This window comes from Kitasatospora sp. NPDC056651, assembly GCF_042792155.1.
In the GTDB taxonomy this organism is placed as follows: Bacteria; Actinomycetota; Actinomycetes; order Streptomycetales; family Streptomycetaceae; genus Kitasatospora.
In genome coordinates this window covers 22,529-44,502 of the sequence record NZ_JBHTWX010000044.1, presented here as the reverse complement: position 1 = coordinate 44,502, position 21,974 = coordinate 22,529, and the positions used below count along the sequence as shown (strand labels likewise).

Annotated in this window: 17 protein-coding genes; 6 read left to right on the top strand and 11 right to left on the bottom strand. The window is 73.9% G+C overall.

Going from position 1 to position 21,974, the window contains the following annotated elements:
- Positions 1 to 7 precede the first annotated feature (7 nt).
- A complete protein-coding gene (locus ACFRAR_RS18885; protein WP_380699222.1) occupies positions 8 to 919 on the bottom strand; it encodes a DMT family transporter in 912 nt (303 codons plus the stop codon).
- A 175-nt stretch (positions 920 to 1,094) separates the two neighbouring features.
- Here ACFRAR_RS18885 and ACFRAR_RS18880 point away from each other — a divergent pair, with 175 nt between their 5' ends.
- Positions 1,095 to 2,015, top strand: a complete 921-nt coding sequence (locus ACFRAR_RS18880) for a LysR family transcriptional regulator (protein WP_380699221.1) — start codon at positions 1,095 to 1,097, stop codon at positions 2,013 to 2,015.
- Between the two features lie 12 nt (positions 2,016 to 2,027).
- On the opposite strand, the gene ACFRAR_RS18875 is transcribed toward ACFRAR_RS18880, so the two are convergent.
- From ACFRAR_RS18875 to ACFRAR_RS18855, 5 genes are all read right to left on the bottom strand, one after another.
- Entirely contained in the window at positions 2,028 to 2,231 is a 204-nt protein-coding gene (locus tag ACFRAR_RS18875) for a S26 family signal peptidase (protein ID WP_380699220.1), read from the bottom strand.
- Positions 2,200 to 3,207 (bottom strand): ABC transporter transmembrane domain-containing protein, encoded by a 1,008-nt coding sequence (locus ACFRAR_RS18870; RefSeq protein ID WP_380699219.1) that lies wholly within the window; start codon positions 3,205 to 3,207, stop codon positions 2,200 to 2,202. The genes ACFRAR_RS18875 and ACFRAR_RS18870 overlap by 32 nt, the downstream gene beginning before the upstream one ends.
- Complete coding sequence (locus ACFRAR_RS18865; RefSeq protein WP_380699218.1) at positions 3,204 to 3,596, bottom strand: TlpA disulfide reductase family protein; 393 nt, start codon at positions 3,594 to 3,596, stop codon at positions 3,204 to 3,206. The genes ACFRAR_RS18870 and ACFRAR_RS18865 overlap by 4 nt, the downstream gene beginning before the upstream one ends.
- Before the next feature lie 297 nt (positions 3,597 to 3,893).
- The gene (locus ACFRAR_RS18860) at positions 3,894 to 4,418 is read right to left on the bottom strand and encodes a MauE/DoxX family redox-associated membrane protein (RefSeq protein WP_380699217.1); all 525 of its coding nucleotides are present in this window, start codon (positions 4,416 to 4,418) and stop codon (positions 3,894 to 3,896) included.
- A gap of 91 nt (positions 4,419 to 4,509) precedes the next feature.
- A complete protein-coding gene (locus ACFRAR_RS18855; protein ID WP_380699216.1) occupies positions 4,510 to 4,710 on the bottom strand; it encodes a hypothetical protein in 201 nt (66 codons plus the stop codon).
- A gap of 333 nt (positions 4,711 to 5,043) precedes the next feature.
- Between ACFRAR_RS18855 and ACFRAR_RS18850 the strand changes: the two genes are divergently transcribed.
- On the top strand, positions 5,044 to 6,360 hold the full coding sequence (locus ACFRAR_RS18850; RefSeq protein WP_380699215.1) for a chitinase: 1,317 nt from the start codon (positions 5,044 to 5,046) through the stop codon (positions 6,358 to 6,360).
- A gap of 64 nt (positions 6,361 to 6,424) precedes the next feature.
- On the opposite strand, the gene ACFRAR_RS18845 is transcribed toward ACFRAR_RS18850, so the two are convergent.
- The 5 genes from ACFRAR_RS18845 to ACFRAR_RS18825 all read right to left on the bottom strand — a co-directional run bounded on the left by ACFRAR_RS18845 (position 6,425) and on the right by ACFRAR_RS18825 (position 14,900).
- Positions 6,425 to 9,421, bottom strand: coding sequence for a hypothetical protein (locus tag ACFRAR_RS18845; RefSeq protein WP_380699214.1), 2,997 nt, complete (start codon positions 9,419 to 9,421; stop codon positions 6,425 to 6,427).
- Positions 9,421 to 11,310 carry an HSP90 family protein gene (locus ACFRAR_RS18840; RefSeq protein ID WP_380699213.1) on the bottom strand — a complete coding sequence of 630 codons (1,890 nt, stop codon included), beginning with the start codon at positions 11,308 to 11,310 and terminating at the stop codon, positions 9,421 to 9,423. Before ACFRAR_RS18840 ends, ACFRAR_RS18845 begins: the two co-directional genes overlap by 1 nt.
- Positions 11,311 to 11,370: 60 nt before the next feature.
- Entirely contained in the window at positions 11,371 to 12,411 is a 1,041-nt protein-coding gene (locus ACFRAR_RS18835) for a hypothetical protein (protein ID WP_380699212.1), read from the bottom strand.
- 128 nt (positions 12,412 to 12,539) lie between these two features.
- Entirely contained in the window at positions 12,540 to 13,337 is a 798-nt protein-coding gene (locus ACFRAR_RS18830) for a hypothetical protein (RefSeq protein ID WP_380699211.1), read from the bottom strand.
- Positions 13,338 to 13,457: 120 nt separating this feature from the next.
- Positions 13,458 to 14,900 (bottom strand): glyceraldehyde-3-phosphate dehydrogenase, encoded by a 1,443-nt coding sequence (locus ACFRAR_RS18825; RefSeq protein WP_380699210.1) that lies wholly within the window; start codon positions 14,898 to 14,900, stop codon positions 13,458 to 13,460.
- Positions 14,901 to 15,182: 282 nt separating this feature from the next.
- On the opposite strand from ACFRAR_RS18825, the gene ACFRAR_RS18820 reads away from it, so the two are divergent.
- From ACFRAR_RS18820 to ACFRAR_RS18805, 4 genes are all read left to right on the top strand, one after another.
- Positions 15,183 to 17,333: a UvrD-helicase domain-containing protein gene (locus ACFRAR_RS18820; RefSeq protein ID WP_380699209.1), complete on the top strand. Its 2,151-nt coding sequence runs from the start codon at positions 15,183 to 15,185 to the stop codon at positions 17,331 to 17,333.
- A gap of 202 nt (positions 17,334 to 17,535) precedes the next feature.
- The gene (locus ACFRAR_RS18815; RefSeq protein WP_380699208.1) at positions 17,536 to 18,015 is read left to right on the top strand and encodes a GreA/GreB family elongation factor; all 480 of its coding nucleotides are present in this window, start codon (positions 17,536 to 17,538) and stop codon (positions 18,013 to 18,015) included.
- Between the two features lie 125 nt (positions 18,016 to 18,140).
- The gene (gene fdhD / locus ACFRAR_RS18810) at positions 18,141 to 19,064 is read left to right on the top strand and encodes a formate dehydrogenase accessory sulfurtransferase FdhD (RefSeq protein WP_380699244.1); all 924 of its coding nucleotides are present in this window, start codon (positions 18,141 to 18,143) and stop codon (positions 19,062 to 19,064) included.
- A 121-nt stretch (positions 19,065 to 19,185) separates the two neighbouring features.
- Positions 19,186 to 21,519, top strand: coding sequence for an FdhF/YdeP family oxidoreductase (locus ACFRAR_RS18805; RefSeq protein WP_380699207.1), 2,334 nt, complete (start codon positions 19,186 to 19,188; stop codon positions 21,517 to 21,519).
- Positions 21,520 to 21,974 lie beyond the last annotated feature (455 nt).

The following is a 21,974-nucleotide window of genomic DNA, read 5'->3' as shown; positions in this document are numbered from 1 at the left end:
GGCAACCCTAACCGACCGGCTGACGCTCCTTCGGGGCGCGCGCGGGGGCCGGGCGCGGCTTGGTCAGCGCGACGGCGGCGATCACCAGCGCGCCGCCGGCCAGGGCGTTCCAGCCGACCGGCTCGGCGAGGAAGGCCGCGCCGAAGGCCGTCGACCACAGCGGGATCACGTAGGTGACGGCGGAGGCCACCGTCGTCCCGGCGCCGCGCACCAGCCCCAGGTTGAGCAGGTACGCCACACCGGTGCCCAGCGCGCCGAGGGTCAGCAGGGCGACGGCCGCGCCGGCCCCGGGCCAGCGCGGCAGGCCGGCGGCGAGCGGCGCGACCAGCGCCAGCTCGGCCGCGGCGCAGGTGATCTGGAGCACCGAGAGGGTGGTCACCGACTCCGGGCGGCCGGCCAGGAAACGGCGCAGGTAGGCGAAGCCCGCGCCGTAGCAGCAGGCGGCGGCCAGGCAGGCCAGCGCGCCGGCGCTCGCCCCGGTGCCGAGGCCGTGCCAGACCCCGAGCACGACGAGCACGCCGACGAAGCCGAGGCCGAGGCCGGTCAGCCGGCGGGCGCCGGGGCGGCGCTCCTCACGGACGGTCAGCACCGCGAACAGCAGGGTGAACAGCGGGGTGGTCGCGTTCATCACCCCGGCGAGCACCGAGCTGACCCTGGTCTCGCCGAACGAGAACAGGGTGAACGGCACGCTGTTGAGCAGGACCGCGACCACCGCCGAGTGCCCCCACAGCGCCCGGTCACGCGGGACCGGCTCGCCGCGCACCAGCAGCACCGCCCACAGCGCGGCGGCGCCGAGCAGACAGCGCCACAGCGCCACCCACAGCGGCGGCACCCCCGCCTCGACCGCCACCTTGATCAGGGCGAAGCTGGCGCCCCAGATCGCCGACAGTGCCACGAAGCCCGGCAACCAGCGCCGCACCCCGATCACCTCCGTCCTTCCGTCGTGCCTCCTGGACAGCATGTGTGCTGGTCAGGGCTCTCTGGTCAGGGCTCTCCGGGCAGAGCCTTCCGAACAGAGCTTTCTGGACAGAGCGTGGCGCGACGGCACAGCATGAGTCCAACAAGTGACACGGCACCCGCGATGAGGAAGTCTCATGACCTCGGACGTCAATCTCGCCCAGCTCCGCGCGCTGGTCGCGGTCGCCGACACCGGCGGCTTCAGCACGGCCGCCGACGAGCTGGGCATCAGCCAGTCGGCGGTCTCGCACGCCGTCGCCGCGCTGGAGCGCGCCCTCGGCGCGCCGGTGCTACGACGCGCCAGCCCGTGCCGCCCCACCCCGCTGGGCGAGCAGGTCCTGCCGCACGCCCGGACGGCCGTCGCCTCGGCCACCGCCGTCCGCGCGATCGCCACCCGGCACCGCGGCGGCCTGACCGGCACCGTACGGCTGGCGGCGCCGGCCACCGTCTGCCAGGCACTGCTGCCCGGGCTGCTGCGGGAGTGGCGGGCGGCCCACCCGCAGGTGACCGTCCGGGTCTTCGAGGGCGAGGACGACGAACTGCCGGCCTGGCTGGAGGCGGGCACGGTGGACGCCGCCGTCCTGGTGGACGCCGGGCCGCTGCCGCCCGGGGCGGTCGCGCTCGGCGCCGACTCGATGCACGCGCTGCTGCGCCGCGACCATCCGCTGGCCGGCCAGCCGACCGTCCATGTGGCGGAGTTGGAGGACGACGACTTCCTGCTCTCGGAGGGCGGCTGCGAGCGCCACATCCGCGAGGCCTACCGGCGGGCCGGCACCCGCTTCACAGCGCGGCACCGCATCCGCGACCTGAACACGCTGATCGGCATGGTGCACGCGGGCGTCGGGGTCACGGCGATCCCGGCGCTGGCGCTGACCATGCTGCCGGCCGACTGCGTCCTGGTCCCGATCCGGCCCGCCGTCCACCGGACGCTGTCGCTGACCGGTCCGACCGGCCGTCCGTGGTCCCCGGCGGTCAGCGGGCTGCTGGCGGGGGTCGAGGCGGGCGTCACCGCCGGGACGGGCGTCACCGCCGAGGCGGGCGTCACCGCCGGGGCCTGACCGTCCTGCGGGTCAGCCCCGCAGCCGGACGCCGTCGAGCACCACGCCCACCACGTTGCGCGCCGGAACCGCGCCCCACACCCGGGAGTCCGTGCTGAAGTCCGGGTTGTCGCCCAGCAGCACCACGTGCCCGCCCGGCACCGTCCCGCCGGGCAGGACCGCGCGGACGGACGGCGGGACCGGATCACCGGGCAGCGCCGCCAGCCGCTTCACCACCAGCCGTGCCGGGTCCCGCCGGGGCCGGCCGCCACCCCGGCCGCCACCCTGGCCCGCGTCCCGGCCGCCGTCCCGGCCGCCGCCGGGCGGCGAGCTGGCCGACCCCGGTCTGGATGCCGGCCACCGCGGCCAGGCACACCGAGACCTCGCCGAGCGAGAGTTCGCCGTGCCGGGCGGCGCGGACGGCCCAGAGCAGGCCGAGCGCGTAGACGCCGACGCCGAGTACGGAGGCGGGCAGCCGCCGGGCCAGGTTCTGCCGGTCGGTCCGCTCCTCCGCGCCGCAGACCGCCAGGAGTTCCCGCCGGGCGCGCTGCCGCAGGAAGTCCTGGAGGCCGAACAGGCGGATCTCCTTCACCGCGTCGACGTCGGAGACCAGGCTGCCGTAGAAGGCCTGCCGCCGGCTGCGGGACATGGTCTCGCTCAGCACGGAGGCCCGGCGGCGGCCGGCCGCGAGCTGTGCCCGCACCAGGGGCAGTGTCAGCAGCAGGGTGAGGGCGCCGAGGACGGGGTTGACGACGAACACGGTGCCGAGGAAGCCGACGACGGTGACCAGCGCCTGAAGGCTGCCGAAGGCCGCGCCGACCAGGATCTCCGGGGCGGCGCCGCCGGCCTGCTGCGCGAGCCGGAGGCGGTCCTGGAACCGCGGGTCCTCGAAGGAGCGCAGACCGGGCAGCCGGTTGACCGCCTCGAACAGTTCCTCCTGCACCCGCAGCCGGATCGCCCGGCTGGAGCGCGCGCGGGTGTACTCGCTGAGCGTGGGGGCCAGCGCCGTCCCCAGGCTCGCCGCGACCAGCAGGACGCAGGTCCCGGTGGTCGGGCCGGGCGAGGCGCCGCTGAGCGCGTCGAACAGGCGGCTCACCAGCAGGGCGGCGGCGGCGGGCAGCAGACCGGCGATCAGCCCGCAGAGCAGCGAGAGCAGCAGGACGGCCCGGCCGGCGCGCCAGGCCAGCGCGCCGGTGACGGCGGTCGCGCTCATCGCGCGGCGGTCGGGATGACGAGTTCGCCGGCGCTCGGACGGTCGGCGATCCGGCCGTCGGCCCCGATGTCGACGAAACTGGGCCACACGACGATCCCGAACGCCTCGGCCGTGGAGTCGGCGCCGGCTCCGGCGCCCTCCATCGTCACCCGGGCCACCGGCTCCAGCAGCGTGCGCAGTTCGGCGACCACCGGGCCGCTGCCCTTGACGACGGCGAGGACCCGCTCGCGCCCGCCCGGGTAGTCGGCGACGGCCTTGACGAAGTCGGGTGCCTGCTCCAGGCACGGCCCGCAGGTCCCGGAGAAGAAGCCGACCACGGCCGGGGCGCCGAGCAGGTCCGCCCGGGTCACCTCACCGTCCCGTTCGGTGACCGCCCGGAATTCCGGCACGGGAGTACCGTCCGGAAGCCTGTTCGTGGGCATCGAAACGCCGACCTGGACATTTCCGAAGGAGGCCCTGGAACCGCTTCCGTTGATTTTCCGCGCGAGCGCGAGCGTCAGGAGGAGATTGAACAGGGAAAGACCGCCGAAAAGGATGACGAGAAGCATTGTCATAATGAATCCGGGCCTCGTTCCGGGTTTATTCGGGCAGGGAGGGGATCGCGGCGCGGACCGGGGGAAGGACGGCCGCGCCGCCGACGCGGGGCGGTACCGGGCACGGCCCGGCACCGTTCGGTGCGACGCGGCTCAGCGGGCCGCCGAGAACAGCTCGACCAGGGTGTCGGTGGCGATGATCAGCACGCTCGCGAAGCCGGCGGCGAGCAGCGCCACCACCGCTCCGGCCGCGCCGAGGCCACCGGGAGCGGGCAGGGCGCTCGCCACCAGGCCGGTCACGGCGATGGCGATCAGGACCAGGTTGCGCACCACGTGCGCCCCGCCGACCGGTACGCCGGAGGCACCGAAGCAGGAGCAGGAGACGTCGGTGCCCCGTCTCAGCAGAACGACCAGGACTGCGGCGAACAGCGCGACCAGCCCGGCCGTCGCCGCGAACGCCCAGGTGGCAAGGGGTGCGGGCGTCCAGACCAGGAGGGCGAGCGCGACCTCGGCGGCCGGCACGCCGATCACCGCCGCGCCCGTCGTCCCCGGCGGGAGGAGCGCCATCGCCCGCAGCGCGGACGCGAAGTCACGGCGGGCGCGGAGCTTGGCGAGGGCGGATCTCGCGAAGACCACCGCGATCACGGCGCGGCAGCCGAGCAACAGGTATGCGGTCATGACTCCCCCTCCGCCGGTGCCCCCACCCTGCGTCGGCGGGGGCACCGGCGGCCGTGTCAGCCGACCGGTTCAGTCAGCGAACCGGGACGGGTCAGCAGCCACCGAGGATCGCGTAGGTGACGCAGGACGGGGCGACGGCGCAGTTCCAGGAGCAGCACTCCGTGACGTAGAGCGTCGAGCCGGAACAGCGGGTGCTGCTCCCGGCCGGGCAGGCGCAGGTCGCGTCCGCGACCTTCGTGCCACGCCCGCCGGAAACCACGCGGTCGACCATGTCGAGAATCGCCTGAACCATTTTTTCCTCCTCGTGCGAAGGTGGATTGGGAGAGGCTGTGCGTTTGTGCTCACGAGATCTCGCGGTTCGAAAAGCCAACCGACGCTCCAGGCCTTGTCCAGACCAACTTCGAAAGCCGTCAAAGGAAGGTATCCGGAGGGTACGATTCCACTTCTGCCGGCCTCCGAACTCCTCCGCCACCGGGTCTTGACCCGCGCTCGAGGAGAGGTCTATACCAGTGAGAGCCTGCGGCAACCACCCATCGCCCCCGGGCAGTTCGGCCTGCCGCCGCGCCACCCCCACCTCCGGCGCGAACGGGCACTTCCCCCACCGCCGTTTCCTGGAAGGCCTCCAATGGAACGCGCACGTCCACCGCACCCCACCCCGCCGGAACCGCGCCGACACCGCCCCCACCGTCCCCGCCGTCCCCGCCGCGCCGCGCTCGCCGTGGCGACCGCGCTCGGCCTGGTCGCCGGCGGTGCCGCCGCCCTGGCCGGCACCGGCTCCGCCGCCGCGGACACCACCGGTACGACCGCTGCCGCCGGAGGCATCGGCAACAACTGGTACGCCTCGGCGCCCTACCTGATGCCCGAGGACAACAGCCCGCCGGACGCCGCCGCCGTCATGGACGCCACCGGCCAGAAGGCCTTCCAGCTGGCGTTCATCCTGGCCCAGGGCAACAGCTGTTCGCCCGCCTGGGGCGGCACCTCCTCGATCGACACCGACACCACCATGCCGAGCGTCATCCAGACCATCCGCGGCAAGGGCGGGGACGTCTCGGTGTCCGTCGGCGGGTACAACGGCACCAAGCTGGGCCAGGTCTGTGGCACCCCCGAGGCGACCGCCGCCGGCTACCAGAAGGTGATCACCAAGTACGGCCTCAAGGCGGTCGACTTCGACCTGGAGGAACCCGAGTACGAGAACACCGCCGCCATCCACAACGAGATCGGCGCGGCGAAGATCCTCCAGCAGAACAACCCGGGCCTGTACGTCTCGGTCACCACCGCCGGCACCAACGCCGGCACCGGCTGGTTCGGCACCCAGATGCTGAACGAGGCCAAGTCCCAGGGCTTCACGCCGGACAACTTCTCGATCATGCCGTTCGACGGCGGCTTCAACGGCGCGGCGGCGCAGACCGACGCGCTGACGAAGTTCAACCAGATCCTCCAGACCACCTTCGGCTGGAACGAGGCCACCGCGTACGCCCACGAGGGCATCTCGATGATGAACGGCCGCACCGACGCCGCCGAGTACTTCCACCAGGCCGACTTCCAGACGGTGCTGGACTTCGCCACCGCGCACGGCCTCGCCCGGTACACCTACTGGTCGGTCAACCGGGACCGCCAGTGCGCGGGCAACGTCGACCCGGGGCTGTCCGGCTCCTGCTCCAGCGTGGCGCAGAGCGACTGGGACTTCACCAAGTACACGGTGAAGTTCGCCGGGGCGACCCCGCCCAGCACGCCTCCGCCGACCAGCCCGCCGCCGACCTCTCCCCCGCCGACCGGCCCGGGCACCTGCACCGCCCCCGCCTGGAGCGCGAGCACCACGTACAACTCCGGCGCCAAGGTCTCGTACAACCTGCACAACTACCACGCCAAGTGGTGGACGCTGAACGAGGTGCCGAGCGCCGGCGGCCAGTGGGGGGTCTGGGCCGACGACGGCCCCTGCTGACGGACCGGTACGCACCGGCGGGGGCCCGGGGTCGCACGATCCCGGGCCCCTTCCGGCATCCGCGTCACTCGCCGGCGAACCGCTCCCGCAGCTCCGCCAGCACCCCCGCCGCCTCCGGCAGCCCGACCGCCTCGCAACGCGCGATGCCGGCCGTCAGCCGGGCGACCGCCGCCCCGGTGCGGCCGAGGTCGCTGCCCTCGATCAGCGCGGCCAGCCGGACGCACTCCGCCCGCGGCGACTCGGCCCGCTCGCCGCCCGCCTCGTACTCCGGGATCGCCCGCTCGGCCTCGGCCAGCGCCTCCTCGTACCGCTCGGCGACGGCCAGCGAGCGCGCCCGCTCGTAGTGCGAACCACCGCGCAGGTACCAGGAGTCGTACTCCTCGCCGCGCTGCTCGGCGGCGGCGCCGACGGCGTCCGCCTCGGCCAGCAGGGCCAGCGCGGCGGCCAGCCCGTCGGCGCCCCGCTCCCGCGTCGTCAGCCTGGCGAACTCCCGCAGGGTGGCCGCCAGTCGATCGGTCTGCGGGGCCCGGCCGTGCGCCTCGCGGGCCCGGGCCAGCGCCGCCTCGGCGGCGTCCCAGCGGTCCGCCTGGGCGAGCGCCAGGGCGGCCTCGCAGGCGACCATGGTGTGGGTCTCCTGGTCCTCCCAGCCGGCCACCAGGTCGGCCAGCCGCAGGTACTCCTCGGCGGCGTCCCGGTACTCCTCCAGCTCACCCAGGCCCCGGGCCAGGTCCAGCCGGGTCTGGGCGATCATCCGGACGTCCAGCCGAGCCGCCGACGCGTCCCCCAGCACCGACTCCAGCACGGCCACCGCGTCCGCCGGCCGGCCGGTGTCGCGCAGCACGTCGGCCAGTTGCAGACGCACCTGGGCGGCCTCCTCGACCGCCTCGGCGCCCTTGCGGTCGTAGCGCGCGGCCGCCTCCGACAGCGCCCGGACCGCCCCGCCGAGGTCTCCCGACCGCAGACAGGAGTGGCCGAGCATCATGTGCGTCGGCGCGTACGGGTAGGAGTCGTCGCCCCAGCGCACGGCCTCGGCCAGCGCCCGGTGGAACACCTCGACCGCCTGGCCCGGCTCGTCGCCCTGCAGCAGCACCTGGCCGAGCAGGCCGAGCACCCGCGGGGTGTGCCAGGGCAGCTCGGCGGCGTCCAGCTGGGCCAGCACCTCGCGCAGTTCGGCCTCCGCCTCGGGCAGTCGGCCCTGCCGGGCGGCGGCGTCGGCGGTGTACTGCCGGGACGTCGCGGCGCGGCGCGCGGAACCGAGCCGGACGGCGGCCTGCCGGTAGGCCCCGACCACCGCCTCGAAGCGCCCGGCCACCTCGTCGGCGGGCTCGGGCAGCTCCTCGGACAGGTCGTGGTGGGCGGCGTAGGCGCGGGTCTGGAGCACGATCAGGTAGTCGTCGTCGGTCAGTTCGCCGGCGGCGCGCAGCTCCTCGGCCCGGGCCAGCGCCGCGTCGAGCGCCGCCCAGTCGGCCCGCCGGGCGCCGTGCTCGCCGCCCACACGGTCCTCGCCGACCTCACGGCCCTCGCCGACCTCACGGCCCTCGCCTCCGTCGTTCTCCGGGGCCCCGCCGCGCTCGTCCAGGTCGGCGATCAGCGTCCGGGTGCGGACCATCAGCGCCGGCCCGGCCAGCCCCGCCCGCTCGAACAGCTCGGCGGCGGCCAGCAGCCCGGCCTTGCCCTCGGCGTACGCGTCGCGCTGCAGCGCCTCGTGGGCGCGCTGCTCGGCGAGTTCGGCGCGCAGCCGCTCGGGGCCGCCCAGCTCGGCGCTCTCCGGGTGGACGAAGCCGGCCGCCTCGACGCGCTCGGCGACCCGCTTCCACAGCCGGTCGGAGTCCGGGTGGCCGAGCAGCTCCAGCTCGCGGGCCCGGAGCACCAGGGCGGTGAAGTCCTCCGGCTCCGGCTCGACCGCCCGGCGCGGCGCGGGAGCGGCGGCCGGGGCGGCGGACAGCTCGGGCGCGGCGGCGGCCCGCACGCCCAGCGCCAGGGGCTCGGCCAGCAGCGGCTCGACGGCCAGCCGGGTGCGCCGGGCGGCGCCGACGGCCCCGGTGCCGTTGCGGGCGTCGAACCGGGCGGCCAGCGCGTCGGCCTCGGCGCGCGCGTGGGCGAGCAGGGTGTCCACCGTCCAGGCGGTGCCGGCCGGGCCGCTGACCGCGAGCCCGCCGTGGCCGGCCCGGGCGAGCTGGGCGGCCAGCACCTCGACGCCGGTCAGGAAGTCCAGCCGGGAGGCGGGCTCCCCGGTGACCGCGAACAGGTCGCGGTTCTCGGCGAGCAGCTCCAGGCCGCGCGGCTCGTTGCCGGAGAGCGCGCAGAACTCGATGTGCAGGCCGACGGCGTGCAGCATCGAGGCCTTGCCGCGGGCGTACCGGTAGCCGGAGAGGTGGCCGGAGCGGGCCTCGTCCAGCCGGCCCTGGCGCAGCTGCGCGAGCAGCGCGGTGGCCTGGCTGAGGTAGGGCTCCTGCTCGCAGCCGCTGCGGCCGTCCAGCACCGGGGCGAGCGTCTCCAGCGCCCGGGCGTCGTCCCCGGCGGCGAGGAAGTGCCGGGCGCGGGCGCGGGTCTCGCAGGCGTGGCAGTCGCTCAGCTCGGAGCGCGGGCGGGCCGCCCACAGCTCGTAGGCGTCCTGCACGTCGAGGCCGGTGTGCGCGGCCAGGTGGTAGCGCTGGGCGTAGTACGGCTGGAGGTCGTGGCCGGCCGCGCGGTAGCGGTCGCGCAGCTCGGTGTGCCAGCGCCGGATCGCCGCGAGCGGGACGTCCGGGGTGTCCTTGAGCGCGTCGGCGACCCACTTGAAGCGCCAGAGCACCTGCTGCCCGGCCCAGTCGCCGAAGCCGTCCGGGTCGGTGTCCCAGAGCCTGAGGACGCGGGCGAAGACGACCGGGCTCTTGCTGCGCTCACCGTCGTACTCGTAGGCCTCCATCAGCTCCAGCAGGGCCATCGAGCGGACCCCGGTGTCGTCGAACTGCTCGGCGGCGTCGACGAGTTCCTCGGCGGTGACGGTCCTGGTCCGGCCGTACGGGCGGGCGTCGTTGTCGCGCAGCGCGGCCATCACCGCGTCGGGGGTGTCCAGCATCACGCCTCCGTCCCGCCGGTGCCGCCACCCTCGGAGGAGCCGGTGCCGCCGGCGGCCTCGTGGCCGAGCATGGCGTGGTCGAGCAGGCTGATGAAGGAGCGGTTGAGCAGGGCGGACTCGCTGGCCTTGAGCGGGCGGCGGGTCATCAGCACGGCCTGCCCGTACAGCGCCTCGACGGCGGTGACGGCCAGTTCGCGGCTGGTGACGGTGGCGGCGCGGCGCACCAGCGGGTTGAGGTGGTTGAGCACCAGCTGGGCGCGGGGCACCTCGGCGCGCAGCGAGCCCAGGATGTCCGCCCACAGGCCGTCGGCCTCGTCGGCGAGCTGGGCCCGGGTGCGCTCGTGCCGGGCCTCCCTGTTGTCGAGCAGCAGGGCGGGCGCGTTGGTCGGGTGGAAGCTGCGCAGCGCGACGTCGCAGTCGAACCGGCCGACCACCTCGCGGGCGATCGTCAGGAAGGCGTTGGCGGCCAGTTCGGTGGCCGGGTCGACGGAGTCCAGGTGCGCGGTGACGGTGCCCGGGTCGAGGTCGGAGACCGAGACGCCGGGGCGGATCTCGGGCAGCCGGTGCACCAGGTCGCGGTCGTAGGTGTAGCCGCCGTTGACCACGCCGAGCCCGGCCGCGCCGGCGATCGGGGCGACCTGCCGGAACTCCTCGACGGTACGGGCCACCAGCACCACCGGGTGGCTGCGGGCGAACTCGTCCAGGGTGACGTTGCCGTCGGTGGTCTCGAACGGCAGCCAGGGCAGCATCATCCGCAGCAACTCGTCGTCGTAGCGGGCGAGTTCCTTGACGGCGAGGTGGTGGACGGACAGGAAGCGGTGCAGCAGCGCCGGGTCGCTCGCGGACAGGCCGGTCAGCCAGTCGCGGATCCTGGCGCCGAGCGCGTCGCGCACGGCGGCCAGCGTCTCGTCGGCGTACAGGCCCTCGCGGGAGGCGGTGGGGCGCAGCCCGTCGGTGTCGACGACGCAGCGGACGAAGAACGCCCAGTCCGGCAGCAGTTCGTGGGCCTGGTCGGAGAGCAGCATGCCCTTGAGGTGCACCCGGTGGCCGTTGCGGCGCGAGGGCGGGGCGGCGTCGGGCAGGACGTACGCGACGCCGCGCAGGCCGACCAGCGGCAGGTCCAGCTCGATGGTGTCGAGCGGGGCGAAGTCGAAGGCGGCGCGGCAGTACTCGGTGAGGGCGTCGCGCCTGGCGAGCGGGGAGGCGTGCCGCTCGGCCCACGGCGGGGTGCGGTTGACCCGGTGCTCGGTGCCGTTGGCGTCGACCACCGTCACGTCGTGGCGCAGCAGGCCGCCGAAGTCCCGGGCGAGGGTGAGGACCCGGCCGGGGCGGGTCCACTCGGCGGCGGCGGCGCGCGGGGTGAGGGTGACGGTGGTGCCCGGCTCGGGCTTGGCCGAGGCGGGCAGGGCGCGGATGGTGTAGCTGCCGTCGGAGCTGCCGCGCCACTCGATCGCCGGGGCGTCCGGGGTGGCGGCGGAGCGGGTGAGCACGGTGATCTCGTCGGCGACCACGAAGCAGGCGAGCAGGCCGATGCCGAACTGGCCGATGAAGTCGCCGCGGGCGCGGGCCAGCCCGGCGCCGTCGAGCCGGCCGTCGGCGTCGCGCTTGGAGCTGCGGCCGATGGTGGCGAGGAAGGTGTGGACGTCCTGCTCGGTCAGGCCGATGCCGGTGTCGGTGACGGACAGCTCGTCGTCGGCGCGGACGGTGATGGCGGCCGGCGCCCCGGGGTCGAGGGCGCGGCGGGCGGAGATCGCGTCCACCGCGTTCTGCAGCAGCTCGCGCAGGTAGACCCGGGGGCTGGAGTAGAGGTGGTGGGAGAGCAGGTCCACCAGGCCGCGCAGGTCCACCTGGAAGGTGTGCGCACTCGTCGGGTTGTCGGTAGGGGACACCGGAGGCTCTTTCGATCGCGGGGTGGGTGACGGTGGTGGGTGGAGCGGACGGACGACGGCTCAGCGCCAGGAGGCGGCGCAGCGGTCGCGGTGGGCGCGAAAGGCCTTGACCGGCTCGCCCGCCAGGTAGTGCCAGGGCGCGCTGGTCACGCAGCCGTCCAGCGCGTCGAACAGCAGGCGCGCGGTCTTGGGCTGGCCGGCGAGGGAGAAGGCCATCGCGAAGGCGTTGAAGCTCGCCTGCCAGCCGCGCGCGGGTGTGAAGTCCGGGTGCAGGACGGACCGGAAGGCCGCCTCCTGGAGCCCGGACACCACGGCGGGACTGGTCAGGTAGGCGTGGTCCTCGCCGTCCGGGAGGGCCAGCCAGTGCTCCAGGTGCGCGAGGGCCACCAGCTCGCCGAGCGGGCTGCCCTCGGGGGCGGCCAGCATCGTGGCCCTGGCGAACCCGTGCATCTCCTCGTGCGAGCCGCCCCACTTGGCGCTCAGCTGCTGCAACCGCACCCGGTGCGTGCCGACGTGCCCGGGCGCCCGGCGCAGCGCGGCCTCGTAGCGGCAGGCGGCGACGTCCGGGCCGAGCGAGGCCCCGAGGGCGCCGCGCTGGAGGAAGCTCCAGGGGACGTGCCAGGAGGGCTCGCGCTCGGCGACCTCCAGCAGCTGCTCCTCGGCGGTGTCCAGCCGTCGGTGGAACAGTTTCCACCGCTCCTCGGTGACGTCCTTGGCCCAGGCGCCCGTCCGGGCCTCCCAGCCCCAGACGACGTGCCGGGCGCCGGACAGCACCAGCAGCAGGGTGTCGTCCGGCGTTTCGGCCAGCGCCCGGGCCGTCCACTGCTCGACCCGGGGCAGCTCGGACATCGCCCCGACGAGGAAGGAGAGCTCGCCGCCGTCGGCGGCGGCCAGCGCCGGGCGCACCGCGGCCCAGTCCCCGGCGGCGGCCTGCCGGAGCATCAGGCGCACCGCGTCGTCCCCGTACGCCGGGTCCAGCCGGGGCTCGCCGCCGCCGGTCTGCGCGCCCGATCCGGCGCCCCGCCGGCCGAGGCCGAAACCGCGCCACCCGGCCCGGTCCTGCGCGCCCTCCTCGCCGGAGCGGCGTCGGAACAGCGGCATGTGTGGCCCCCTCGAACGTCATCGGTATCCGTCACATGACCGAACGGTGGCCACGCGATAGGTACATATCACGGCCGACTGACATCCGTTTGCCCAGCCCAGCGCCGTGCCCGCGCGAGGACGGGTGCTCAGCCGACGCCGAGCCCGGCGTCCGGCGTCACCCCGGACTGCGCCTGTTCGATCCGCTTCACCAGCATCACCGCGAACCTCCGCGTCGCCGCGACGTCCACCGGCCCGCCCTCGTTGGTCACGCTCGCCACCACGGTGCCCGAGCGCACCACGATGCCGACGCCCTCTCCCTCGGCCAGCATCCCCTGGAAGGCCTGGCTCTCGCTGCCCAGCGCCGGGGTGTCGATCTTCCTGAACGGCCCGGCGGCGTAGGAGGCGTAGTTCTCCTTCAGCCGCTGCGCGGCCGCGTCCCGGCTGGGCAGGGTGTCCACCAGGAAGCGGACGACCACGTCGCCCGAGGAGAAGCGCACCGACCCGCTGAGCGGCTTGCCGGCGCAGGAGGCGGCGGCGGCTCCGGCACAGGTGACGGTGTGGTCGGCGGTGTCGACCTTGCGCTTCTCCTCCTCCCAGCCCGCCATCGACTTGGCGTCCGGCAGCACCTGGCCGACCACCTTGTCGTCCAGCAGCGCCGCTTCCAGGTCCCCGTGCGGCGCCTCCACCGCGGCGGGCGGCGCCGGCACGGGGGCTCCGGTGCCCGTCGCGGCCGGGGCGGTGGGCGTGGCCGCCCCCGCCGTACCCGTCTCCGCCGTACCCGCGGCGCCCGTCGCCGCCGCACCCGTCGCGGCCGCCGGGCCCGACGCCGACGCGGCGGCGGCCGCCCCGTCCGCGCTCTTCGACCCGCCGGAGGAGCACCCCGTCAGCACGCCCGTCAGCACCCCAGCCGCCGCCACCGCGGCGAGTACCCGCCGACCACCCATCCCCATCGCCCTCCCTTGGCCTGTCAGTGACCCCTCAAGATAGCGACCGCCTGCCCGGGGTACGCCGACGGGGCGGCGACCTGTCGGTCACCGCCCCGCGGGCGCAGCGCTACCGGTGGATCAGACCGCCGGAGCCGGGAAGGTCGGGTACTCGACGCCCGAGACGTACTGGACGACCCGGATGACCTGGCACGAGTAGCCGAACTCGTTGTCGTACCACAGGTAGAGGATCGCGTTGTCACCCTCGACCTTGGTCGCGCCGGCGTCCACGATCGAGGCGTGGCGCGAGCCGATGAAGTCGCTGGAGACGGCGTCCGGCGAGTCGGTGAAGTCGATCTGGCGCTTCAGCGGCGAGGTCAGCGAGACGTTCCGCAGGTACTCCAGGACGTCCTCGCGGTTGGCCTCCCGCTTCAGCTGGAGGTTGAGGATCGCGATGGAGACGTCCGGCACGGGGACGCGGATCGAGCTGCCGGTGATCTTCGCCTGGAGGTCCGGCAGGGCCTTGGCGACGGCCGAGGCGGCACCGGTCTCGGTGATCACCATGTTCAGCGGTGCCGAGCGGCCGCGGCGGTCGGCCTTGTGGTAGTTGTCCAGCAGGTTCTGGTCGTTGGTGAACGAGTGGACGGTCTCCACGTGGCCGCGGACCACGCCGTACTCGTCCTCCATCGCCTTCAGCGGCGGGACGATGGCGTTGGTGGTGCAGGAGGCGCAGGACAGGATCTGCTCGTCCGGCTTGATCGTGTCGTGGTTGACGCCGTGCACGATGTTCGGGACGTCGCCCTTGCCCGGCGCGGTCAGCACGACCTTGGCGATACCGGGGCGCAGGTGCTTCGACAGGCCCTCGCGGTCGCGCCAGCGGCCGGTGTTGTCGATCAGGATCGCGTCCTTGATCCCGTACTCCGTGTAGTCGACCTTGGTCGGGTCGTCGGAGTAGATCACCGTGATCTCGTTGCCATTGGCGATGATCTTGTTGTTCGCCTCGTCGACGGTGATCGTGCCCTGGAACTGGCCGTGGATCGAGTCGCGCCGCAGCAGCGAGGCGCGCTTCACCAGGTCGTCGCCACCGCTGTTGCGCACGACGATGGCCTTCAGCCGCAGGCCGTTGCCCGAGGCCTTCTCGACCAGCAGCCGGGCGACCAGGCGCCCGATGCGGCCGAACCCGTACAGCACGACGTCCTGCCCGGACCGGCGCTCCAGCTTGTTCTCACCGGTCGCGCCGGAGACGGCCTGGGCGGTGAACTCCGCCACCGACAGCCCCTGGTCGTCCGCCTTGTACGTCGCGGCGAGCATGCCGAGGTCGATCTGCGAGGGGCCGAGGTCCAGGGTGGTCAGGGCCTCCAGGAACGGCATCGTCTCGGTGACCGAGAGCTCCTCGCCGGCTATCTGCCGGGCGAAGCGGTGCGTCTTGAGGATGCTGACCACCGACTTGTTCACCAGGGACCTGCTGTGGAGCAGAACGGTGACGTCCCGCTCCCGGTGCAGCCGCCCGATGATCGGGATCATCGACTCCGCGATCTCCTCGCGGTTCTTCCAGTCCGTGAACACGTCGTCGTTGACAGTCACAAGTCCATCTTTCGAGCTGAGGGTGTTGCCCACATGGTAGCTTCGCCCGCCCGCGCCCCCGACCCCCGGCCCCTCCCGGCCCCACCCCACCCAAGCCCCCGACCTGCGCTTTCACCCCCACCCCACCCCCGAAGGTGATCACCGCCACCCCTCGGACCAGGGTTCGGCCGGGAGCGGCCCGCCCTGCGTCGCCGGCCGGCGGTGCCCGGTTCCGGCCCGCGCTCCGAGTGATCGCCAGGCCAGTACAGTGAGGCGGACGGACAGGGGCGCGAGGGGGCCGGGGTGGCGACGCTGGGCATGCACCGGGACTTCCTGATGGAGTTCGCGGCGCTGGAGAAGCCGGTGCAACGCCGGGTCTTCGAGACCTTCGAGAAGTTCACCGGGGCCACCCACACCGGCGTGCACCTGGAGAAGCTCACCAACCAGCGGGACCCCCGGATCCGGACGATCAGGATCACCGACTTCTGGCGCGGGGTCGTCCTCAAGGCCGACCAGGGCGACGGCTACCTCCTGCTGAAGGTCCTCCCCCACGACAAGGCCAACGACTGGGCCGTCAAGCACCGGGCCTCGGTCAACGCCGCCACCCAGGGCGTCGAGATCCGCAACGACGTCGCGCTGGAGCGGGCCTCCCGGTCGTTGAAGGCCCTGGCCGCCGACGAACCCCGGCGGCTGTTCGCCGACCGCTCCGACAAGGTCCTGCGCAGCCTGGGAGTCGACGAGGAGATCCTGCCGATCATCCGGCTGCTCCCCGACGAAGCCCATCTGGAAGCGCTCCACCGGGTGCTGCCGGAGCAGCAGTTCGACGTCCTGATCGGCCTGGCCAGCGGGATGGAGCCGGCCGAGATCGACCGGGAGATCGTCCGGGCGTACGCCAGGGCGGCCGCCCCCGTGAGCGTCGAACAGCCCGCGGACGGCCTGGTCTCGGCGATGGCCCGGGCGCGCGGCCGGGTCGCCCTGGTGTCCGGCCCCGACGAGCTGCTGGAGATCCTGGAGCGTCCCTTCGACGCCTGGCGGATCTTCCTGCACCCGGCCCAGTACCGGGTCGCCTACCGGGAGTCCTACAGCGGGCCGGCCCGGGTCACCGGTGGCCCCGGGACGGGGAAGACGGTGGTGGCGCTGCACCGGGCCTACCACCTGGCTCGTCGGCTGCCCGCCGACGCACCTGACGGATCGATTCTGCTGACCACCTTCTCCGGGGACCTCGCCGCGGAGCTGGAACGCTGCCTCGCCCTGCTCGTCACGGACCGGCGGATCCGGGCGAAGGTCCGGGTGGTCACCGTCGACGCGCTGGCCGACGAGGTCCTCCGGCGCTCCCGCGCCGGCGCCCCGTCGAAGGTCCTCTTCGAGCAGCGCGCCGTCCTCGCCCGCTGGGGGCGGGTCACCCGCCGGCTCGGCGCCGGGTTCACCGACCTGTTCCTCGACCAGGAGTGGCGGCAGGTCGTCCTGGCCCAGGCGATCGGGAGCCCGGAGCAGTACCTGAAGGCACCGCGGTCCGGCCGGGGCAGGGCCCTCGGAGCCTCGGAGCGGGCCGAACTATGGCGCGTGGTGGCCGAGTTCGAGGAGGAACTGCGCCAGGCCGGGGAGCTGACCTCGCTCCAGGTCTGCGCACGGGCCGCGCGGGCGCTCGACGACGCGGCCGAGCGTCCGTTCCGGCACGTGGTGATCGACGAGGCGCAGGACCTGCACCCCGTCCAGTGGCGCTTCCTGCGCGCCCTGGTGGCCACCGGGCCGGACGACCTCTTCCTCGCCGGCGATCCGCACCAGCGGATATACGGGAACAAGGTCTCGTTGCGCTCGCTCGGCATCCAGGTGGTCGGCCGCTCCTTCCGGCTGCGGGTCAACTACCGGACGACGCAGGAGATCCTCAGCTGGTCCGCGTCCCTACTGACCGGCGAACGCCCGGACGACATGGACGGCGGGGAGGAGTCGCTGGCCGGCTACCACTCCACCCTGCACGGCGCCCATCCCGAGGTCCACGGCCACCTCGACCAGGCCGAGGAGATCCGGTTCCTCGCCACCCGCGTCCGGGAGTGGACCGCCTCCGGCGTGAGCCCCGAGGACATCGGGGTCGCCGTCCGGACCGTCCGGTTCGGCCGCGACATCGCCGAGGCCCTGGAGCGGAGCGGGACACCGGCCCACGTGCTCGGCAGCACCCCCTCCCCCGGCGTGCGGATCGGCACCATGCACCGGATGAAGGGACTGGAGTTCCGCTGCGTCGCCGTGGCGGGCGTCAGCGCCGGCCTGCTGCCCATGCCCAGCGCGATCACCCCGGAGGACACCGACCCGTTGCAGCACCGCGAGGACCTGGACGGCGAGCTGAGCCTGCTCTTCGTGGCCTGCACCCGGGCCCGCGAAGCCCTCGCCGTCTCCTGGCACGGTGCACCCAGCGTCTTCCTCGAACCGGTCGTGCCGGCGCGGTCGCCCGCACGGTGACCCGCGCCCCGTCGGGCCGCTCCGCACGGTCGGCCGGACCGGACGGCCGGACCGGACGGCCGGCTGGCCGGTCGGTCAGTCGGTCAGTCGGTCGGGCAGTCCGACGGCCGGACGGTCCGGAAGTTGCTGCCGCCCCGGTGGGGTGGGGTAATGGGAGGCGGCCGGTGTTCGAGCGTGTGAAGAGCAGCCCCGGGAGCTTGGGATGAGCCAGCTTGGGATGAACGGTGGGCCGGAACCGATCAGTGCCGAGGGCCTGCGGGCGGTGCGCGAGGAGCTGGCGCAGCTGCGGGCGGAGCGGGAGAAGGTGGCCGCGACGCTGCGGGGGGTGGAGCCGGGAGACCAGGCGGACGCGGCGGACGAGTTGCAGCGGGCGTCGGAGGTGACGCGGCTGGACCGGCGGATCGCCGAGTTGGAGGGGCGGCTGCGCGAGGCCGAGGCGGCCGGGGCGCCGTCCACCCGGGTGGTGGGGGTGGGTTCGACGGTGACCGTGCGGTTCGACGACGGGATGGAGGAGACCGTCGAGATCTCGGAGATGGCGGAGGAACGGGACCTCACCCTGGTGACCTTCGACAGTCCGCTCGGGAAGGCGCTGATCGGGCGGCACCCCGGGGAGACGGTGAACTACGACACCCCGGCCGGGGCGGCCAGCGCGGTCGTGCTGTCGGTGGGACCCGGAGAGTAGGCCGGACGGCCCGGGCCGCCCCCTCGGACGGGCGAGGATGGATCCGTAGAGTCCGTACGGACGCACGGATGTGCGAACGTACGAACGACCGGACCGCCCCCACCCTCACCGAGGAGCCGACGACCATGGGCCGAGTGACCGTCCCCCGCAGAGTGCTGCGCCTGCGCCAGGGCGCGCCCTCGTACCGCCCCGACACCCTGGCCGCCGAGGAGCCGATGGAGATCCGGGTCGGCGGCCGCCCGCTGACGGTGACCATGCGCACCCCCGGCAGCGACTTCGACCTGGCGGCCGGCTTCCTGGTCAGCGAGGGCGTGGTGCACGCCGCCGAGCAGGTGGCCGGCATCCGCTACTGCGCCGGCGCCACCGCCGACGGCGGCAACACCTACAACGTGGTGGACGTCCTGCTCGCCCCCGGTGTGCCCGCCCCCGACGCCTCGCTGGAGCGCAACTTCTACACCACCTCCTCCTGCGGCCTGTGCGGCAAGGCCAGCCTGGACGCGGTGCGGACCACCGCGCCGTGGAGCGTCGCCGGGGACGGGCTGCGCGTCACCCCCGCCCTGCTCTCCGCGCTGCCCGAGCGGCTGCGCGCCGCCCAGAAGGTCTTCGAGAGCACCGGCGGCCTGCACGCGGCCGGGCTGTTCGACGCCGACGGGCGGCTGCTGTGCCTGCGCGAGGACGTGGGCCGGCACAACGCCGTGGACAAGGTGGTCGGCCACGCGCTGCGCGAGGGCCTGCTGCCGGCCCGCGGCACGGTGCTGATGGTCAGCGGCCGGGCGTCCTTCGAGCTGGTGCAGAAGGCCGTGATGGCGGGCGTCCCGGTGCTCGCGGCGGTCTCCGCGCCGTCCTCGCTGGCCGTGGAGCTCGCCGAGGAGACCGGGCTGACCCTGGTCGGCTTCCTGCGCGGCGACTCGATGAACGTCTACACCCGCACCGACCGCGTCGACACCGACCGCGTCCACACCGACCGCGTCCACACCGACCGCGTCGGCTCCGGCCACGTCGACACGGGCCACGTCGACACCACCGCGGATGCCACCGGGACGGAGTAGCGGACGCCCCTCCGCCGTCCCGGCCGCTCGACGAGCGGGCCACGACCCCCCGACGTAGCCTCGACCCCGACGCCGGGTGTCCGACCCCGTGCGCCCTCCCGCGCGACGGAAGGCGACTGCCGTGAGCACCTCCGACGACGACGAAGTGAGCGCCACCCCGCAGGAACGGCGGCGGGAGGAGGAGGTCGGCCCCTCCCCCGCCGGCCCGCCCCACGTCCAGCCGTACCACCACCCGGCCGCCGGCTGGGGCGCCGCCAAGAGCGTCACCCGCTTCCTGGTCCGCGAGGGCGCGTACCTGGACGGGCCGCGGGCGGTGATGCGGATGAACCACGAGAACGGCGGCTTCGACTGCCCCGGCTGCGCCTGGCCCGACGACACCAAGGGCCTGCACCTGGACATCTGCGAGAACGGCATCAAGCACGTCACCTGGGAGATGACCCGCAGGCGGGTCGGCCGGGAGTTCTTCGCCGCCCACTCGGTGACCGAGCTGTCCGGGTGGAGCGACTTCGCCCTGGAGGACCAGGGCCGGCTCACCGAGCCGATGGTCTACGACCCGGCCACCGACCACTACGTCCCGGTCGGCTGGAAGGACGCCTTCGCGCTGGTCGGCCACGCCCTGCGCGAACTGGACGACCCGAACCGGGCCGCCTTCTACACCTCCGGCCGGCTCGGCAACGAAGCGACCTTCCTCTACCAGCTGCTGGCCCGCGAGCTGGGCACCAACAACCTGCCCGACTGCTCCAACATGTGCCACGAGGCGAGCGGCCGGGCCCTCCAGGCCTCGCTCGGCACCGGGAAGGGGACGGTCGACCTCAAGGACTGGGAGGTCACCGACGCGTTGTTCATCCTGGGCGTCAACGCGGCCTCCAACGCCCCCCGGATGCTCACCTCGCTCGCCGAGGCGTACAAGCGCGGCGCGCGGATCGTGCACGTCAACCCGCTGATCGAGGCGGCGGCGACCCGGACGATCATCCCGCACGACTTCACCGACATGGCGCTGAACCGGGCCACCCGCACCAGCACCCTGAACCTCCAGCCGAGGATCGGCGGCGACATGGCGCTGCTGCGCGGCATGGCGAAGGCCGTCCTGGAGCAGTCCGCGACCGACGAACGGGCGCTGGACCGGCTGTTCATCGACCGCCACACCGCCGGCTTCGAGGCCTACCGGGACCTCTGCGCGGCCACGCCCTGGGAGGAGATCGAGCGCCAGAGCGGGCTGGACCGGGCCGACGTCCTCAAGGCGGCGCGGGTCTACCGGGAGGCCGACCGGTCGATCTTCAGCTGGTGCCTGGGCGTCACCCAGCACGAGCACGGGGTCGACACCGTCCGGGAGATCGTCAACCTCCTGCTGCTGCGCGGCAACCTGGGCCGCGAGGGGGCCGGGCCCTCCCCGGTGCGCGGGCACAGCAACGTCCAGGGCAACCGCACCTGCGGCATCGACCACCGGCCCGCCGCCGCGTTCCTGGACCGGCTCGCCGAGGTGTGCGGGATCGAGCCGCCGCGGGAGCACGGGCTGGACACCGTCGGCACGATCGAGGCGATGCGGCGCGGCGACATCACGGTGTTCGTCGGCATGGGCGGCAACTTCGCGCTCGCCGCGCCGGACACCCCGTACACCTTCCGGGCCCTGGAATCCTGCGAGTTGACCGTCCAGGTGAGCACCAAGCTGAACCGCAGCCACCTGGTGCACGGGCGGCGGGCGCTGATCCTGCCGTGCCTGGGCCGGACCGAGAAGGACCACCAGCGGGCCGGGGTGCAGTCCACCTCGGTCGAGGACTCGATGAGCATGGTGCACCTGTCGGTCGGCATGCGGCGCCCCGCCTCGCCGCACCTGCTCTCCGAGCCGGCGATCGTGGCCGGGATCGCCCGCGCGGCGCTGCCGGACAGCCCCACCCCCTGGGAGTGGTACATCGAGGACTACGACCGGATCCGCGACACCATGGCCCGGGTGCTGGACGGCTTCGAGGACTTCAACCGCCGGGTGCGGCTGCCGCTGGGCTTCCGGATCAAGCAGCCGGCCCGCGAGCTGGTCTTCGCGACCCCTTCCGGCCGGGCCGAGTTCTCCACGGCCGCCCTGCCCGACGTCGTTCCCGCGCCCGGCACCCTGGCGCTGGGCACGATGCGCTCGCACGACCAGTGGAACACCACCATCTACTCGGACGACGACCGCTACCGGGGTGTGAAGAACCTGCGAACGCTGGTGTTCATGAACCGGGACGACATGCGCGAGCGCGGCCTGGCCGAGTTCGACCGGGTGGACGTGACCAGCACCGCCCGGGACGGCAGCACCCGCTCGGTGCGCGGTTACCTCGCCGTCCCGTACGACATCCCGCGCGGCTGCGCGGCCGGGTACATGCCGGAGCTGAACGTGCTGTGCGCGATCGGCGACCACAGCACCCAGAGCGACCAGCCGATCATGAAGCACCTGAAGGTGACCGTCACCAAAGCCTCCTAGCCGGGCCCCGGTCCGAGGGCCGAGGGCCGAGGGCCGAGAGCCGAGGCGGTCGGCCCCGGCGGTCGGCCCCGGCGGTCGGGTCGGCCGGCCGGTGTCCAGGAAAGGACCTCCAAAAGGTAAAGGTTCTACCAAGTACGCAAGTATGACCCCCGAGCGGGGATAAGCTCTGACGAGTTGGGGTGAGCCGGCGGTCGCGTTGCGCGGGCCGGTGCACTCCTTGCCGCGTCGATGACACGCACCACGGGGTGCGCCGGCCGGGAGGAGGCGAGAGACATGGATTGCAGTAGTCCGGGCCACAGTTGCCCCTACCCCCGCCTGCCCTCGTACACCTCCGGCACGCGGTAACACACTTCCCTGCGCGATCTCCTGACGGAACGTCACGACACGTCAGGTCCAGCACGCCACGTCCGCACGCGACTTCGCCATGCCCGCACGCCTTCGTCCGGGCCGCACCG